General features: G+C 33.7%; 9 protein-coding genes. 6 read left to right on the plus strand and 3 right to left on the minus strand.

Translation table 11 applies throughout. The features are described 5' to 3' along the window. Nucleotides 1-495 precede the first annotated feature (495 nt). From DN408_RS21700 to DN408_RS21710, 3 genes are read left to right on the plus strand one after another with little or no spacing between them, the layout of a single operon-like run. Nucleotides 496-1473, plus strand: coding sequence for a SagB/ThcOx family dehydrogenase (locus DN408_RS21700; RefSeq protein WP_016101928.1), 978 nt, complete (start codon nucleotides 496-498; stop codon nucleotides 1471-1473). A 32-nt stretch (nucleotides 1474-1505) separates the two neighbouring features. Then, a complete protein-coding gene (locus tag DN408_RS21705) occupies nucleotides 1506-8516 on the plus strand; it encodes a non-ribosomal peptide synthetase (protein ID WP_003189455.1) in 7011 nt (2336 codons plus the stop codon). Between the two features lie 55 nt (nucleotides 8517-8571). Further along, nucleotides 8572-10026: a pyridoxal phosphate-dependent decarboxylase family protein gene (locus DN408_RS21710; protein WP_002127563.1), complete on the plus strand. Its 1455-nt coding sequence runs from the start codon at nucleotides 8572-8574 to the stop codon at nucleotides 10024-10026. 88 nt (nucleotides 10027-10114) lie between these two features. Here the strand turns inward: DN408_RS21710 and DN408_RS21715 are convergent, their stop codons facing one another. The 3 genes from DN408_RS21715 to DN408_RS21730 all read right to left on the minus strand — a co-directional run bounded on the left by DN408_RS21715 (nucleotide 10115) and on the right by DN408_RS21730 (nucleotide 13778). Beyond that, entirely contained in the window at nucleotides 10115-11071 is a 957-nt protein-coding gene (locus DN408_RS21715) for an alpha/beta hydrolase (RefSeq protein ID WP_002127565.1), read from the minus strand. Between the two features lie 849 nt (nucleotides 11072-11920). Then, nucleotides 11921-12922 (minus strand): alpha/beta hydrolase, encoded by a 1002-nt coding sequence (locus DN408_RS21725; RefSeq protein WP_078179280.1) that lies wholly within the window; start codon nucleotides 12920-12922, stop codon nucleotides 11921-11923. Between the two features lie 394 nt (nucleotides 12923-13316). Next, nucleotides 13317-13778: a GNAT family N-acetyltransferase gene (locus DN408_RS21730; RefSeq protein WP_002032325.1), complete on the minus strand. Its 462-nt coding sequence runs from the start codon at nucleotides 13776-13778 to the stop codon at nucleotides 13317-13319. A 513-nt stretch (nucleotides 13779-14291) separates the two neighbouring features. On the opposite strand from DN408_RS21730, the gene DN408_RS21735 reads away from it, so the two are divergent. The 3 genes from DN408_RS21735 to gerXB all read left to right on the plus strand — a co-directional run bounded on the left by DN408_RS21735 (nucleotide 14292) and on the right by gerXB (nucleotide 17932). Further along, nucleotides 14292-15722, plus strand: coding sequence for an ABC transporter permease (locus tag DN408_RS21735; protein WP_147740393.1), 1431 nt, complete (start codon nucleotides 14292-14294; stop codon nucleotides 15720-15722). An 11-nt stretch (nucleotides 15723-15733) separates the two neighbouring features. Next, nucleotides 15734-16411 (plus strand): ABC transporter ATP-binding protein, encoded by a 678-nt coding sequence (locus DN408_RS21740; protein ID WP_003189466.1) that lies wholly within the window; start codon nucleotides 15734-15736, stop codon nucleotides 16409-16411. A 441-nt stretch (nucleotides 16412-16852) separates the two neighbouring features. Further along, entirely contained in the window at nucleotides 16853-17932 is a 1080-nt protein-coding gene (gene gerXB / locus DN408_RS21745) for a spore germination protein GerXB (RefSeq protein ID WP_016127043.1), read from the plus strand. Nucleotides 17933-17950: the final 18 nt, after the last annotated feature.

The following is a 17950-nucleotide window of genomic DNA, read 5'->3' on the forward strand; positions in this document are numbered from 1 at the left end:
GTGTCTTTTCTCTATTTTAAATACGATATGTTAATAACTCACTTGTATGTAATAGTATGTGCATTTTTACACTAACTTCTAAAGAAAAATTTCAAATTCTTTTCTTAATCTATTTGTAATAAATCTCATTAGAAAATTTTATCGCTATAACAAATAAAACTTTCTCAATATTATTTTGTTTAATAACTATTTCCATCTGCTTTCCAATCCATTACAATAATTTCACATTGAAAATACATGGAAATTCTCAATGTTCCAAATGGTTTATACCTTATAGGATTACTATGGGAAAGGATGTAAAATGTCTAATAAAAAATCATTTTTTATGACGAAATAAAAAATTTCAATGAAGAAAAAGTTATTTCATTATTCTCAAGTTACGTTGAAGTACATGTATTTATAATCACTATGAAACAAAGGGCAGAATCTAAGGACTATTTTTGTAGATTAGAAAATTGTATTTTAAAAATAAGTAAAACGTTTATGGAGGGTTATATGAGCGAGCAAATTTATTACTGGTCTCCTATTAAGCATTGGGAGAAGTTGCATAATGAAATTTTGATAGGAGAAACAAGATTTACAGGCGTTTTGTCTGAGTGGTTTCCTGAGTTTTATTTTTTTACTCAAAAAGGTGTGAAAATTAGTGAACTAGTAGAGCACTTTTCGTTAGGAAATGTAGAAGAGACACAAAAAACAGTAGAGCTTATGATAAAAAATCGTGTGTTAGTAAGTAACATATTACACCCAAGAGAAGTATTTTCCACACAAGAAAAGATTTTTCCGAATCCATATAGCAACCAGATTCGCTTTTCTAAAGAAGATTTAGATAAGTATATGAGTGAACAATTGAATCGAACACACCATGCTGTGCGGTCAACCGAAATTCAACTTGAAACAACAAATGAGTTACCCACTATAATCAAGGAACGTAGGTCTTGTCGCCAATTTGATATGAAAAAACATATTAGTTTTTTAGAATTTTCCCAATTCATATCAACTCTAAAACAGGTTAGGAAAGAACATATATACTATCATTACGCAAGTGCAGGCGGACTCTACCCTATTGATATCTTTATTTATATAAAACCAAAACGTATAGAAGGTATGAAAGCTGGGTTTTATTATTATAACCCAGCAAAAAACTGTCTTGTGATTGTAAATAATATTGATCAAGTAATCAAAAGTGATCATGAGTTAATTAACCAAGATTTATTTACTCAGTCTGCCTTTTCAGTTTATTTGGTTTATAATGCGAACGCTTCCATCCCGAAATACGGTTCAGATGGATATTTATTTGCTTGTATTGAGTCTGGTATTATCACTGCTACCTTAAATATGGTGGCTGAGACATTGAATTTAGGCGTTTGTTCAGTTGGTCATATGAAATTTGAAGAGATTCAGCAATTTTTATGTTTGGATAACCATCAAGTATTTCTCCATGGGCTTGAAGTTGGCTTGAAAATTAACGAATAGATGAAATGAATATTAGGGGGATAAAGATAAAAATGCACATTAAAGATCGAAGTTCGATTCATGAAAATAAAGGGGTAGAGGCGTTTTGGAAAGAGCAGTTATCTTCCGAGGTTCTCGATTTTTCTGTATTTAATAGCGGTTACCAACTAAATAAAGAAAATCCTTACGAGCACGTTCAAGTCATAATGAATGTAGAGTTTAGTAAAAGTATACAAAAAGTAATTAAGTCTCAAGATTTATTATTATTTAGCTGGTTACAGGCCGCGTTAAGGATTTGTTTGGCACACTATACAGATCAAGAAAGGATTACTATTGGTATTCCTGTAATTGAAAAGAATATTGAACAAAGCGAGAATCTTAATAAGTTGATTCCTTTAGGAAGTGAAATCTATCCGCATCACAGCTTTAAACAAGTAGTAAATCAGATTGAACAAACGACTTTATTCGGGTATGACAATCAGAGTTATCCACTCTCTGAATTATTAGCGAAACACCATTTAACTCCTTTTCAAATTGTTATTGGGATGGAAGGATTACATAATAAAAATTTGATAGAAGAATATGCAGAGAATAATTTAGCCATCTGGATACAAAGAGAATGGAATGAAATACATAATGAATTTGAAATTCAAATTTCTTTCAAGTCTCATTCATTCTCTTCTTTGCAACAGTTTGCAAATTCATATCTTTATGTTTTAAAGCAAGTGTCAACAAATTCGAATTTGGCTGTGAAAGATATTTGTATCATTTCAGAAGAAGAGAAAGAGTTGCTAGAAGAATTGAATCAAGGTCAGGCGGACATAGAATTGTCTCAATCATTTCAAAATTTGTTTGAGGAACAAGTGTTAAAAACCCCAGATCAAATTGCTGTTGTTTGTAATGATCAATCTTTGACATATAGAGAATTGAATAAGAAAGCAAATCAATTGGCCTCTATTCTTCAAAGTAAAGGTGTTTCCAAAGAAAGTATTATTGGGGTTATGGTAGATCGGTCATTGGAAATGATCATTGGCATGGTGGGGATTTTAAAAGCAGGAGCAGCGTATTTACCAATCGATCCTAACTATCCAAATGAACGAATTGAATATATGTTACAAGATAGTCAAGCGAAATGTTTACTGAGCAAGCGAACAGAAGTAGAATTGCCGCAATTTGCGGGTGAAGTGCTGTATCTTGATGAGGAATATCTCTTCCAAGGTGAGGAAAGTAATTTAGTTCGAGAAAGTTATCCTAATGATTTAGCTTATGTTATTTACACATCGGGATCGACAGGGAATCCAAAAGGGGTAATGGTAGAACAGAAATCTCTTGTCCATTTTTTAAGTGTAATGAGAGAAAAAGTAAAAGATAATCAGTCATTCTTGTTTCTTGCTAGTGTATCTTTTGATATCTCCTTGTTAGAAATATGTCTGCCTTTAACACAAGGTTCGAAAGTAGTTATTGCTACAGAGGATCAGTTCGCAACAAAAGAATTAGCTTATTTGGTCAAAGAACATAAGGTGGATTTATGGGAATCAACGCCATCGCGAATGGAAGTGATTTTGAGTGATCCAGAAGGGGCAAATTTTCTAAAAGATTTAAAATCTATTTTGTTAGCAGGAGAAGCATTTTCCATTGATTTGGTTGAAAAAATCCGATGCATCAGTGAAGCGACAATTTTAAATATTTATGGTCCTACAGAAACAACCATTTGTGCAACAGTAAAGGATTTGAGCTCTGCCAAAGAAGTTACGATTGGAAGTCCCAACCCGAATTATCATTCCTATATATTGAATAAGTATGGTCAATTAAAACCATTTGGAATTCCGGGTGAACTCTGCATTGGTGGCGTGGCGGTAGCACGAGGGTATCTTGGGAAATCTAAACTGACAGATGAAAAGTTTGTACCGAGTCCCTTTACGGCAGGAGAAATGATGTATCATACGGGTGATCTCGTTCGTTGGTTGCCTAATGGAGAACTTGAATATCTAGGTCGAATGGATCATCAAGTAAAAATTCGGGGATATCGGATTGAATTAAGAGAGATCGAAAGCCAGTTAAGGGAATATCCAGAAATAAACCAAGCTATCGTTGTTGATCAAGTATATGGAAATAGGAAATTATTAGCTGCGTACTATGTATCGGATAATAAGGTCTCTTTTGATGAAATCAGAAAATATTTAAGTGATAAATTACCTGAGTTTATGATTCCTGAAAAAATGATTCAGGTGGAAGAGATTCCGTTGAATCCAAATGGGAAAGTAGATAGGAAAAGGTTATTAGATATAACACAAACAGATTATGTATCAATTCCATACGTTGCCCCGCGCAATGAAATTGAACAAAAATTGGTGCATGCATGGGAAAAAGTTATGGAGATTGAGGGAATCGGTATTCATGATAATTTTTTTGCTTTAAAAGGAGAATCGATTAAAGCACTTCAGGTAATTAATCTATTAAGAAAAGACTGCTTAAAAATAAGTACAACAGATTTTTTTAAGCATCCCACGATTGCTCAACTTAGTACTTGTGTAAAGTTAGAGCATAAAACGGAAAACTTTGAAAATAGACCAACCCATGTTAAAGATTTGTCTAAGCCATTTCCCTTAACAGAGGTTCAGACAGCGTACATGTTAGGACGGAATTCACAGTTTGAATTAAGTGGTATTTCACCTCAAACTTATTTTGAATATGAAACAGAATTGAATATCAATCGTCTTTCAAAAAGTTTTCAAAAGGTAATTCAACGTCATCCGATGTTACGAGCTGTAATTTTACCAGAGGGAGAACAGCAAATATTACAAAGCGTTCCTGATTACGAGATTGAAATAGTAAGTCTCATAGATTTAGATGATAGGAATCAAAATGCTCGCTTACAAGAAGAACGTTCTCGAATGACTAATCATGTATTTCCTTTAGGGCAATGGCCTTTGTTTGAATTAAAAGCCTTTCTTTTAAAAGAAGACACGTATTTATTATGTTTTCGATACGATGCTTTATTAATGGACGGAGCAAGCATGAACATCGTTGGACAGGATTTGTTTCATTATTATTATAAACCAGAGCAAAGGTTAGAACCTCTATCTTTTGATTTTCAAGATTACATGTTTATCTATGATGAACTGGAACAAAGTACAGAATATAAAACAGCAAAAGATTATTGGACAAGTAAGCTTCCTGACTTTCCGTTTGCGCCTTCTTTGCTGTTAAAAAAGGATCCGGCAGAGATTGCTACTCCTAAGTTCCAATCACTTAATAAGATCCTGGACAATGAAATATGGACAAAGCTACGAAAGTTAGCACAAGAGAAAGAAGTAACTCCTTCGGCTCTGCTTTGTACAATATATAGTGATGTATTGGCATATTGGAGTAATCAACGTCGATTGGCAATTAATTTGACTGTATTTAACCGTTATCCTGTTCATGAAGAAGTAGAGCAAATTGTGGGAGATTTCACTTCACTCATCTTGTTGGATGTTGATGTGAATCCAGATCAATCTTTCTTTACTAGAGTAAAAGAAACGCAATCTACTTTATTAGATGGTCTCGAACATCGCCATTACGATGGAGTTAATTTCATTCGAGATTTTACTCGATATCATCAAATGACGCCAAAAGCAGTTATGCCAATTGTTTTCACTTCGATGCTAGCAGGTGCGGGGGCTTTTGCTTGGGAACAACTTGGTTCACTTCGCCATATTCATGCTCGGACTCCACAAGTGCATTTGGATAATGTGGTAATTGAAAAAAATGGAGAGTTATTAATTAGCTGGAACTATGTTGAAGAATTGTTTGATGTTGATGTGATAGAAGCGATGTTTCACCAATTTGTTGACTTATTGGAACAATTAGTGAAACAAAGTGACGTAACATCTTTGCAAATGAAAGAGTTAGACCATGCTTTAATTGAGCAATACAATGAGACAACAGAAAAAATACCGTCGACTACTTTAAATCAATTATTTACAGACCAAGTAAAACGTACACCGGATGAAGTAGCAGTAGTTTTTGAACAAGACTACTTAACATACTCGGAGCTTCATAAGCGCTCCAATCAAGTTGCGCACTTTTTAAAAGAACAAGGAATTGGTCTAGGTGACAAGGTTGGTCTTTTAGCACAAAGACGAGTTGACACAATTGTTAATATGATAGGTATTTTAAAAGCAGGTGCCGCTTATGTTCCGATTGATCCCGACCATCCTTCAGATCGCCAAACATATATTTTAGAAAATAGCTCATGCAAACTTTTATTAGAACCTAGTCTTTATGCAGAAAACCGCTTGTCATTATACACAACAGAAGATATGCCTGCTATTGCTGGTCCGGAAGATCTTGCCTATATTATCTACACTTCAGGAAGTACAGGAAAACCGAAAGGAGTAATTATTACTCACCAAGCGGTTGCAAATACCATTCAAGATATTAATCAAAAATATCAGGTAAATGAAGATGATCGTATTATTGGTATTTCTTCTATGTGTTTTGACTTATCTGTATACGATATTTTCGGAACGTTAAGCACAGGTGCAATGTTGGTAATGATTCGTGACCCAAGAGACATGCAAGAATTAATCCGTACTGTCGAACGTAGAGGAATTACAATTTGGAATACAGTACCTGCAATTATGGATTTGGCATTAGATCAAGTAGGTTCTCATTTTGAACATTCTTCCTTGCGTTTAGTTTTACATAGTGGAGATTGGATTCCACTTTCTTTACCAGAAAAAATAAAACGACATTTTCCGATTGCGGAAGTAGTTTCACTCGGAGGAGCAACAGAAGCATCGATTTGGTCAATTTATTATCCGGTCAAACAGGTGGAATCGCATTGGAAAAGTATTCCATACGGGATTCCTTTGGCAAACCAAACGTATTATGTGTTGAACTATGAAAAGAAAATGTGCCCTGTTGGTGTAATTGGAGATTTATATATCGGGGGAGTGGGCCTTGCTAAAGGATATTTAAATGATGAACAGAAAACAAATGAAGCATTTGTATCACATCCTGATTTTGGTCTTATTTACAAGACAGGAGACTGTGGAAAAATGCATCCTGAGGGATATATTGAATTTTTAGGCCGCCAAGATTATCAAGTCAAAATTCAAGGATATCGAGTAGAGTTAGAAGAAATCGCCCATTGTCTTCTCACTTACAAACAAGTCGAACATGCAGTAGTGATTGATCAGACAGATGAGTATGGTATAAAGTTTTTAGTCGCATATGTGGTAACTGAGAAAAATATTAGCACAACAGAACTTCGAAAGCATTTGCGAGATCACTTGCCAGGTTACATGATTCCTTCTTATTTTGTTTATTTGGAACAATTGCCCTTGACTCCAAACGGGAAATTAGATAGAAAAGCGCTCCCTACTCCGGAGAAACAAACAAATGAAGTATTTATTGCTCCAAAAACGGAAATGGAAAAAATATTAACTAGTGTTTGGCAAGAAGTACTCAAAGTAAATCGGATTGGAGTAAATGATCATTTCTTTGCCTTAGGTGGAGATTCGATAAAAGCGATTCAAGTTTCCGTCAGACTGTATAGACAAGGATTTGAGCTGGAGCCAAAAAATTTATTTTCATTTCCTATATTAGGAGACATGGTTCAATTTGTTAAAAAGCTTGATCATCTTCCAAATTCGCAAACAAGTGATGTAAACAAAATGAACGATAATAAAGTTACAGTACTAAATGTTAAAGATAAACAACTTAATCAACATACACTTATCAAAATACAAGAAAAAATGCCAGAAATAAAAATAGAACGTATTTACCCATTGGCACCTTTCCAGGAAGTTATTTATGAACATGCTGCGACTGAACCTGATACAAATGCATATTTCGAACAAACAATTTGGGCACTTGAGGGGGAGCTGGATATTAATCTCTTTATTCAGTGTTTCCAACAATTAGTTGATCGTCATGATTCTTTAAGAACGATAATTGTGCAAGATGAACAAGCACAACCTTGGCAAGCTGTTCTACATGATGTTCAAATGATTTCAGAGATAAAAAACTTGATTGAGATGACGAAACAAGAACAGCAAGAATTCCTAGACCAGTGGATGAATGAAAATTTAAGTCAAGGATTCAAAAATGATGAACTCATGACCCGTCTTTGTATATTCCAACTAGAAAATAACGAGCATAGGGTGGTTTGGAGTTCCCATCATCTATTATGTGATGGTTGGAGCGTCAGCATTTTGATAGACGAATTATTCCAGCTCTATGAAACAATAAATGCGGGAACTACGGCAGAGTTACCTATAGTGAAACCTTTTGAGACATTCATAGATTGGACTGTAGCACGAGATCATGAGAAAGCACGTCATTTTTGGCGGGATTATTTATCAGGATACAATCGGAAAATTAGTATTCCTAAAAAGAAAGTACCAACTCAAAGTGAAGGGTTAAATTTCACATTTATGGATTTAACATTAGATAAGGATTTGACTAATCAGTTACAGACATTTGTAACTAAAAACAATATAACTATGAATTCGGCATTACTAGCTGTATGGGGAATATTGCTTGGCAAATACAACGGAATGAGAGAAGTAGTATTACCTAATCTAGTATCAGTCAGACCTCCCGAAGTAGAAGGGATTGAAAATATGTTCGGTCTGTTCACAAATATTTTGCCTATCCGACTAGCATGGACAGAAACGCAATCTTTTGTGGACTTCCTGCAAAAAGTACAACTAGAAACATTGAAATGTAATGAGTATGCATACTATTCATTTGTTGATATACAAAAACAAAGTGAATTAAAAACTGAGTTGACTGACCATCTTTGGGTTTTTGAAAACTATCCGACTAACTCAGCTATCTTTTCTTCAAATGAAAACAGAAATTTTGCCATCACAGATTACGAAGTTGTTGATGAGCCTCATGTAAAGTATGGAATTATGTGCTTCCCTGAAGAGAAACTTACAATAAAGTTTGGATATGATCAAACCGTATATGAAGCGGAGAAAATACAGGAAATATTGAATCACATCCATCAGTTAATCAACATGATTCTTCAAAATCCAATACAGGCAATCGGTGATTACAAATTATAAAAAATGAAAAGGCGAGCAAGAACTCGCCTTTTTAAATAGAATAGGAGTAAACCAAATGACAAAAAACTTGCAGTTATCAGCCGAAGAGATGCGTCAGTTAGGATATCAAGCGGTGGACTTGATTGTTGATCATATGAATCATTTAAAAAGTAAACCAGTTTCGGAAACGATTGATAGTAATATTTTTAGAGACAAGCTAATTGAAACGATTCCAGAAAACGGATCCAATCCAAAAGAGTTACTTCATTTTCTTAATAACAATGTGTTTAATCAAATTACTCATGTGGATCATCCTCATTTTATGGCTTTTGTGCCAGGTCCTAATAATTATGTTGGTGTAATAGCAGATTTTTTAGCAAGTGGGTTTAATGTATTTCCTACAGCTTGGATAGTAGGTGCAGGTGCTGAACAAATTGAATTAACGACAATCAACTGGTTAAAATCAATGCTAGGATTCCCTGATTCAGCTGAAGGGCTATTTGTCAGTGGCGGTTCCATGGCTAATTTGACTGCACTTACTGTAGCGAGACAGGTCAAGCTGAATAATGACATAGAAAATGCGGTTGTGTATTTTTCTAACCAAACTCATTTTTCTGTAGATCGAGCACTTAAAGTATTAGGTTTTAAACATCATCAAATTTGCCGAATTGAAACAGATGAAGATTTAAGAATTTCAGTTAGTACTTTAAGAAAGCAAATAAAAGAAGATCGATTAAAAGGGAAAAAACCATTTTGTGTTATTGCTAATGCAGGGACAACGAATTGCGGAGCGGTGGACTCCCTCGATGAATTGGCTGATCTATGTGGTGATGAAGATGTATGGCTACACGCGGATGGTGCTTATGGGGCTGCAGCAATTCTCAGTGAAAAAGGAAGGGAGGTGTTAAGAGGAATTCATCGTGCTGATTCTTTGACGTTAGACCCGCATAAATGGCTTTTTCAGCCTTATGATGTTGGTTGTGTACTCATTCGCAATAGCCAATATTTAAGTAAAACGTTCCGTATGATCCCAGAGTATATTAAGGATACAGAAACTAATATAGAAGAAAAAGTGAATTTTGGGGAGCGTGGAATTGAACTTTCTCGTAGATTTAGGGCATTAAAGGTATGGCTTTCTTTTAAAGCATTTGGAGTCACAGCTTTTCGTGAGGCAATAGATCATGGCATTATGTTGGCTGAACAAGTTGAAGAGTTTTTAAGGAAAGAAAAAGATTGGGAAGTAGTAACACCTGCCCAATTAGGAATTGTTACTTTTCGTTATATTCCTTGTAAGCGAACGTCTACAGAAACAATTCATGAAATAAACAAAAAACTGGTGGAAGAAATTAATCAAAGAGGATTTGCTATGCTAAGTACGACTAAATTAAAAGAAAAAGTAGTAATTCGACTTTGCTCTATCAACCCGAGGACAACATTAGAAGAAATACTTCAAATCATGATGAGCATTAAGGCGTTGGCAGAGGAAATAAACACATCGCCTAAACATCTTATATCTGTTTCTCAACCTTGATATATTAGGTGAATTTTACATATTAATAGCCGATTCTAAATGAGAATCGGCTATTATACTATTTACGAGTGTTTTTCTTGTAAAGGGATTAAGCCTCAACCTTAGAGACTCTTTTGAAACCAGTCTTTACTGCTTGTACCATTTCGTTTACAGCGTAAATAGATACATCGGCATTTGGATTTAACCCTTCAAACCAGTGATAGGCATTTGGATATAAATGAAACTCGACATCAACACCAGCTTGCGCTAGTTTGCTTACATAGGTTAATGTTTCACTGCGGAATGGATCTAATTGACCAACAAATGTGTAAGTATATGGTAAATCACTATAATCCTCTGCTCGAGAAGGCGCTGCATAGACAGGGATTTGATCTGTTCCATACATTTCTCCTAAATACATTTTCCAACCGGCTTCATTTGCCTTTTGATTCCAAACAAATCCTTCTTTAATTTCATTCGCTGAAGGTGTATTATTTCGGTCATCAATCATTGGATAGAGTGGCATCTGTAAACAAATTGAAGGATATTTTCGATCTCGGGCTAATAATGATAATGCTGCTGTTAGTCCACCTCCAGCGCTTACTCCTGCAACCCCAATTCGATTCGAATCAATGTTTAATGACTTCGCATTATCAGCAATCCATTTTAAAGCTGAATAACAATCCTCAATTGGTGCTGGGTAAGGGTGTTCAGGTGCTAAGCGGTAGTCTACAGACACGACCACACAGCCAGCTTCTTTTGCAAACCTCATACAAGTATCATCGTTATCATCTATAGACCCTAAGATATAACCACCACCATGTATCCATAATAAGACAGGTAAAGGTTCATTATTTGATTTTGGACGATAAATTCTTAATGGTAACGGATTATCATCAGGTCCAACAATGACTTCATCTGTTAACGAAAGGGATTCATCAACAACGGTAGGTGGTCTCATTTGAGCTATTCCTTCTCTGATTGATTGCAAGTTTTCCGGGTGTAAATCGAGATTTGGAAACATCTCTAACCCTTGTAATAACTCTGGATTTACTCTTGTTTTCATTTTAGCACCTCTATTTGTAATTGTTTTCGAATAAATGAAGTGTATTCTAAGTAGTTTAATTGTGAAAAAATATCACAATTAAATTGTAAATTGGATATGCGATAACAGTCAACAGAATATTCGGAAATTAAAGCCTTTCTCAAGAAGGAGTTTCACACAACCAATAATACAAGTAGTGGATTTAGGAGCAAAGTGTTTTCATGTCGTTGTATTTATGTACACTTAGTCTTCTAATTAAACCAAGTGATAATCCTTTTTATTTTAATGACATATTGCAAGTGATACCTATTCGAATTCATACTCGGAAAGAATTAATCCATTTTCATTCCTTAATATATAATTCAGGGAAATACTCATGGGCAGGCATTAATATAGGAAAACAGTACAAATTAAAATAACTGTTTAAAAAAAATTCTTTTATTTGGCTAGAAAAGGAGTAGATTCTTTTTTCTTATCTAGACTCATGAAGAAGTATGAAAATCAGAATTTATAATTCAAAAGCCAGCTTAAAGTAATTGCAATAATTACTTTGGATAGTAATCTTAAAAAAATATAAAAAAGAGAAGAACTCACCAAAGTTCTTCTCTTTTTTATATGTAATTAGGGTTTCCATAACTGTAGATATGGATGGTGTAAATTAATGGATGCATAATTTACTCTTAAAATTATAACAGAACAATTAAAGATTTTTATATGTAATATTGCATATAAAGGGTAAACAACAATAATTTCTTTTTATAAAAATAAGCCCCTGGTGAAAATGATGAGTAACCCTTTTCCATATGAAATGAACTTGGTATAAAATGAAAGATTACAAGTATAAGATTCTATACTTAGTAATCCCTCACTTTAAGGTATGTCTTTGGGGAAGTGTGAGGAGTTCAATCGATTCTGAATAAAATTGATAGTATCAGTTGCAATTTTTTTACGTTTAAGAACAATCCCGGCATGTCCGCATGTATAAATATATCGTGTAGGTCTTTCCCAGGATTCCCACAAATAGTCCGTATCCTCAGAGTGCACATATAGATCGTGCTTACCTGAAATTAATAAAATATTTTCTTTTTTTACTTTTGGTAACGCTTGACTCGGTTCAGTGATTTTCCAATAAGCTATTAAATCATCATACGTAACACCATGATGTTCCAAATCTTCTCTAATAAAATTACCTGGATTTGTCTTCCAAATTGAATATGAGAGTCGATTCGCGTAGAAAATGGATGCTAACACATCAATTTCTGGTTCAACAAGAGATGTTAAGTTAGTAATAACTCCACCTAAACTGATTCCTATTAAAATCAAGGGACCATTTTTATTTTCTTTTATCCATTTGATCAAAGTTCGTAAATCAGCTACCGCTTGTCTAGTTGCTTCTACAGTTCGTTCAACATTGGCACTTACCATGTACTCTCCACTGTATAGGGATTGGTTCGGTTTTCTGTCAAAATGATATGGTAAAGTGAAATAATACATATTCCACTTCAAGTTGGTCATATGGTCGTGGAATATTTTTTTTACACGTTCGTTAGAATCCATTCTCCAACCGTGAACAAAGATGACATGAGGTGCATTTTCATTTTTATGTAAAAATAATTCTCTAGTGACAGAATCGTTGCGTGAATCACCAGATTGAACCGAGCTTTTATATTTGAATTGTCCAACCATGTATTCCTTTTCTTGTTTTAAATGCTTAATGTTAAAATGAATATGAGATGGTTTTACTTTATAAAAAAATTCTATGTCCTTTATATATAGTGAGGTGTTAGAAAGAGAAGTATACTGAAACTTTACACTTCTTTTTTTGTGCAAATCATACAAGGCGTATCGATCAATGAGTTTTGAAAAAATCAAATTAACCTCCTCCAAAATACATATCGTCTAAAAGATGGACAAAATTTATGCTGTAAATTAATTGTAAAATATTCTCTTTTCCTAATAGTAGATGCTTGAATTATAAAACAGGTGGGGAATTTGTATATTATATTATAAAGCTATCAATAAAATAAAACTATAAATATCTTTTACAAAAACCTAAAAAGCAAGTTAATATTCTCATTCATAAAAGAGAACATTAACTTGCTTATTTTCGTATCAAAAGGTACACCTTTTGAAGTGACGTAATTTATATGAAAGACAATGTGTCAATTTGTATATTTAATACAGTGATAGTTACCATAATTTTCGAAGCCTATAGTTAATTAACCTTACAATATACGTCTTTTTGGTATATAAATAGCTATATTCATTAGAGAAAGAGTTTTAATCCTTCATGAGAATCTTTAAAACCTAATTTCTTATAAAAGTGTAAAGCTTCTTGTCGTTCTTTATCTGTTGTTAACTGTACTAAATGACATCCCCGTAATTTAGCACGTTGAATAGCCCATTTAATAAGTTTACTTCCTATACCTTTACCACGTTTTGATGAGGCTGTCCGTACACCCTCAATTGTAGCTCTCCAACCCCCTTGACGTACAATGTAAGGCGTAAATGTAATTTGTTGAATACCGACAATCTCCGTCCCATCACACGCTACAATCAACTCGTTATTTGGATCACAATCAATAGCATGAAATGCTCTTATATAACTATCAGGGAGTGGTGTTTCATAGCGCTCTCTTTTATTTCCTAAAACATCATCAGCAAGCATTTTTACAATTTCATCTAAATCATCTGCCGTTGCAATCCTAAATGTTATAGTTTCTGTCACTATCAAAAAACCTCCTTAATGTATGCACTTGTTACTTTTATTTTACTTGTTTAAATACAATAGGTTAAATTATAAAATATTATGAGTCTCTATAACTTTTTCTTATAGATAGCATAAAAGCCTAACTTATAAAATTATAATTTAGGCTTTTTAACACAATATTATTATTAGAAAATCCGACCAACTTCAAAAAACCTCCATATTCTTTAATGAATTTTCATATTTAACAAGCACACATAGAACCATTCAAATAGGGTGGTTTTTATTTGTTGTATAGAAATTACGTAATAAGCATGGATTTGTATGCTCTCATTCAATGCTATCTAAAGCCATAACTTCCTTGCCAATATTCAAAAACGATTACGTTTTTGAATATGTGTTCCGATCTTTCTTGACCAGGTCAATGAATAACTACACATAAACTCCTTATATCTCTAGATAAACTACCGATTAGCTCCATATAGACTCTAGATAACCTATATAGAATACAAGTTATCAAGGAGGTAAGAAAAAATGAACTTTATGAAACGAGCAATTCTCAGTATGAAAAAAAGAGTAGGAACATCATTAATTTTGATGGCGATTTTCCTAATTGTTACAAATTTGGTGTTGGCAGGATTCACAATCCAAAATGCATCAAAAAAAGCTGCTGATGCAGCAAGAAAAAAACTCGGTGCAGATGTTACTTTAAGTCTTGATTTTGACAAATTAGGTCAACAAGCTAGGGAAACTGGAGAGATGCCTAATCCACCGAAGCTTAATACAAAAGAAGCAGATCAATTAGCGAAGTCAAAGTATGTAAAAGACTATAATTACATAACTAGCACTCTCGGAATTTCTGACGGACTTAAACTAGTAGGAGCTTCAGAAGGAGAAGAAGAAGGAAAAGGTAAGGCGGGAATGGCGGCTGTACGAGGCGGTTCAGGCTCCGGTACAGAAATAGATATGAATTCTTCTTTTATGATTGAGGGAGTTCGCAAAACTGCATTACAAGAAAGCTTTAAGAATGGAAAAAGTAAAATCACTGATGGGAAACCAATTACAGAACAGATGAAAGATCAGAATGTAGCTTTAATGGAAAAACGATTAGCGGAATTAAACAACTTGAAAGTAGGAGACAAAGTTAAAGTGCAATCAGGGGATAAGAAGGAAACCCTGGAGGTTGAAATTATCGGTATTTACGAAACGAATGAGCAAGCAATGGGGCAACAAGCTCCTCCTATAATGGATCCAGCTAATAAACTATATATGCCGCATTCAACTATGAAAAAATTAGAAATAGATCAAGGTATAAGTAGCATTCAAGTCGTGTATTTCTTGAAAGATCCACAAAACATTGAAGCATTTAAAGAAGAAGCAAAAAAATCTGATATTGATTTTAATTATTATAAATTAGATGCACATGATTCGTTGTATAAACAAATGATTGGGCCTATCGAAAATATCTCATCAACTTCTCAAATGATTATTTATATTGTATCAATTGCAGGTGCGATTATTTTAGGGTTAATCATTATGTTATCGATTAAAGCACGTCGTAAGGAAATGGGGATTCTATTGTCCATTGGAGAGAAAAAGTGGAAACTGATGGCGCAGTTCGTAGTAGAAGTAGTATGTATCGCTATTTTAGCATTTGGATTATCCATAACAACAGGAGCAAAAATTTCTCAATTCATAGGGAATAATTTACTTTCGAGTGAAATTGCTACAGCAGGAGAAGAAACAAACACCTCACAAAATGGAACTGTAATGGTAGCTGGACCTGGTGGAACTGTACAAAATCAAAAAGAGGATCCAATTGATAAAATTAATGTAAGTGTAAAAGGCGAAGATGTAGGGAAAATGGGGGGGATTGGACTAGCTATTGCTATATTAGCAACGCTTCTTCCAGCATTATCTATTCTACGCCTGAATCCAAAACAAATTCTTTTAAAAGATGAATAAGGAGGCTCGATATGGAGACGATTTTACAATTTAAAAACTTAGATTATTATTATGAAAGTAACGGAAAAAAAGTAGCGATACTAGAAAATGTTAACTTTTCTTTTCAAAAAGGACATTTCTACACGATTCTAGGACCATCCGGATCTGGTAAAACCACTACGCTTAGCTTAGGTTGTGGGCTAGATATACCTAAAAATGGTTATGTACTATTTAATGGAAAGGATATTCGAAAAATTGGTTTGGATCGGTACCGTAATCAAAATGTATCGGTAATTTTCCAATCTTATAATTTGATTACCTATATGAGTGCTCTTCAAAATGTCTTAACAGCAATGGAAATTACAGGTGTTAAAGTGCAAAATAAAACGGCAAGGGCATTAGAATTATTAGAGAAAGTAGGACTTACAGAAGTAGAAGCGAAACGAAATGTTCTGCAACTAAGTGGCGGGCAACAGCAGCGTGTTGCAATCGCTCGAGCGTTATCTTGTAATGTTGATTTACTGATTGCGGATGAGCCGACAGGAAACCTCGACGAAGAAACGGCAATGGATATAATAGAACTGTTTCAAGAACTTGCACATAAAGAAAATAAATGTATTATTGTTGTGACGCACTCACAGGAAGTTGCTAAAAAATCAGACCGTGCAGTCTATTTAAGTAAAAAGAAGTTGGTAGTAAACGAAATTTAATATAAACACCCTAGTTTTTTAATTCACATAATTTTCGAAATTAGTTTCTTCAAATATTTATATTTGATATACAATATAACCAAGCCATAATTAAAATGGTCTCCCTGTATTGAATGTTAAGATAGTTTGTTATTCCCTTTTTAACAATTTTTGAAAAAGAACTTGTAGTATATTCTACAGGTTCTTTTTGTTATGATCGGTTTACTATATCATTGAAGAATTGCATATAAAAAACGGGACAGTATTTAGGTGTATGATCTAAATACTGTCCCGTTTAATTATTTATCTGTAAAAAGGAACTAGCTTACATCTCATGTGATAGATTTTATAAATAAGAGCGTTTAATTGTCCATGGCTCTAAGCACTAACCATTTGGAATAAAGATGCAATGTATCAGTTATACTATGTAATATTTATTCATTACAAAATATGGTGGTATGTATGACTAAGCAAACAATTACTTTATTTCAAGTTTCTATGATACTCATTGGTAGTATTGGGATAATTAATCATGTCATTATGATTCCTATGTTATTAGATACCTCAGGTAGAGATTCGTGGATCTCTATCATATTAGTAAGCATTATATACTTGATTTGGATTTCATTAATATTCATCATATATAGAAACATAAAAAATGAACACTTGTTTTCGTGGTTAAAAAATAATTTTGGGAAACTCAGTGTATATCCAATCATATTCATAGTTGTGATTTATTTAATAACAATTGGTGTCGTTGCACTAAAAGAAACATTAACTTTTTTCTCTTTTTATTTACCAGAAACACCTCACTTTGTATTAGGAATACTTTTTTCAATGATTTGTCTCTATAATGCTACAAGAGGAATTCAATCTATTGCACTTACAACAGGTGTTTTGTTACCTATTGTATTTCTACTTGGTTTTTTTGTAATGTTTGCAAATGTTCCGCATAAAGATTATTCTTTACTTCAGCCAATGATGGAAAATGGAATGAAGCCAGTATTAAAGGGAATGGTTTATCCTGCAGCAGGATTTTTAGAGTTGATTTTTATTCTTTTCTTACAGCATCACATTTGTTCAAAAGTCAAATTATATCAACTGATCGCTTTGGGAATGGTTATTATCGGTATCACAATAGGCCCAGTTATGGCAGCTATTATAGAATTTGGACCTTTCGTAGCAGCAAACCAACGGTATCCGGCATTTGAAGAATGGAGACTTGTGTCAATAGGAAGGTACATTGAAAATTTAGACTTTCTCTCCGTGTATCAGTGGCTTGTAGGGATCTTTATTCGTCTATCACTTGTTGTTTTTCTTATACCAGATTTGTTATCAATTACAAATCAAAAAACGAGAAATGGGATTATGTTTGCAATACTTTCATGTATTTTATTAATAAGTATACTACCCATCAGTGACTCTAGTTTCTATTGGTTTGTATCTCAAATTATTTTACCAGTTTCAGCTTTAGGGCTATTTTTGTTTTCTATCTTACTAATAGTGTTTGTATGGGTTGCTAAATTTAAGAAAAGCTCTTAAAAGAGTATGGGGATGTAT

It is taken from the genome of Bacillus sp. AR13-1, assembly GCF_008042285.1.
Classification (GTDB): Bacteria; Bacillota; Bacilli; order Bacillales; family Bacillaceae_G; genus Bacillus_A; species Bacillus_A mycoides.

Excerpts from the sequence above, each read along its gene's own strand:
- gerXB (WP_016127043.1), top strand. The coding sequence starts at position 16,853 with ATGACTAAGCAAACAATTACTTTATTTCAAGTTTCTATGATACTCATT.
- DN408_RS21735 (WP_147740393.1), top strand. The coding sequence starts at position 14,292 with ATGAACTTTATGAAACGAGCAATTCTCAGTATGAAAAAAAGAGTAGGA.
- DN408_RS21715 (WP_002127565.1), bottom strand. The coding sequence starts at position 11,071 with ATGAAAACAAGAGTAAATCCAGAGTTATTACAAGGGTTAGAGATGTTT.
- DN408_RS21710 (WP_002127563.1), top strand. The coding sequence starts at position 8,572 with ATGACAAAAAACTTGCAGTTATCAGCCGAAGAGATGCGTCAGTTAGGA.
- DN408_RS21740 (WP_003189466.1), top strand. The coding sequence starts at position 15,734 with ATGGAGACGATTTTACAATTTAAAAACTTAGATTATTATTATGAAAGT.
- DN408_RS21705 (WP_003189455.1), top strand. The coding sequence starts at position 1,506 with ATGCACATTAAAGATCGAAGTTCGATTCATGAAAATAAAGGGGTAGAG.
- DN408_RS21700 (WP_016101928.1), top strand. The coding sequence starts at position 496 with ATGAGCGAGCAAATTTATTACTGGTCTCCTATTAAGCATTGGGAGAAG.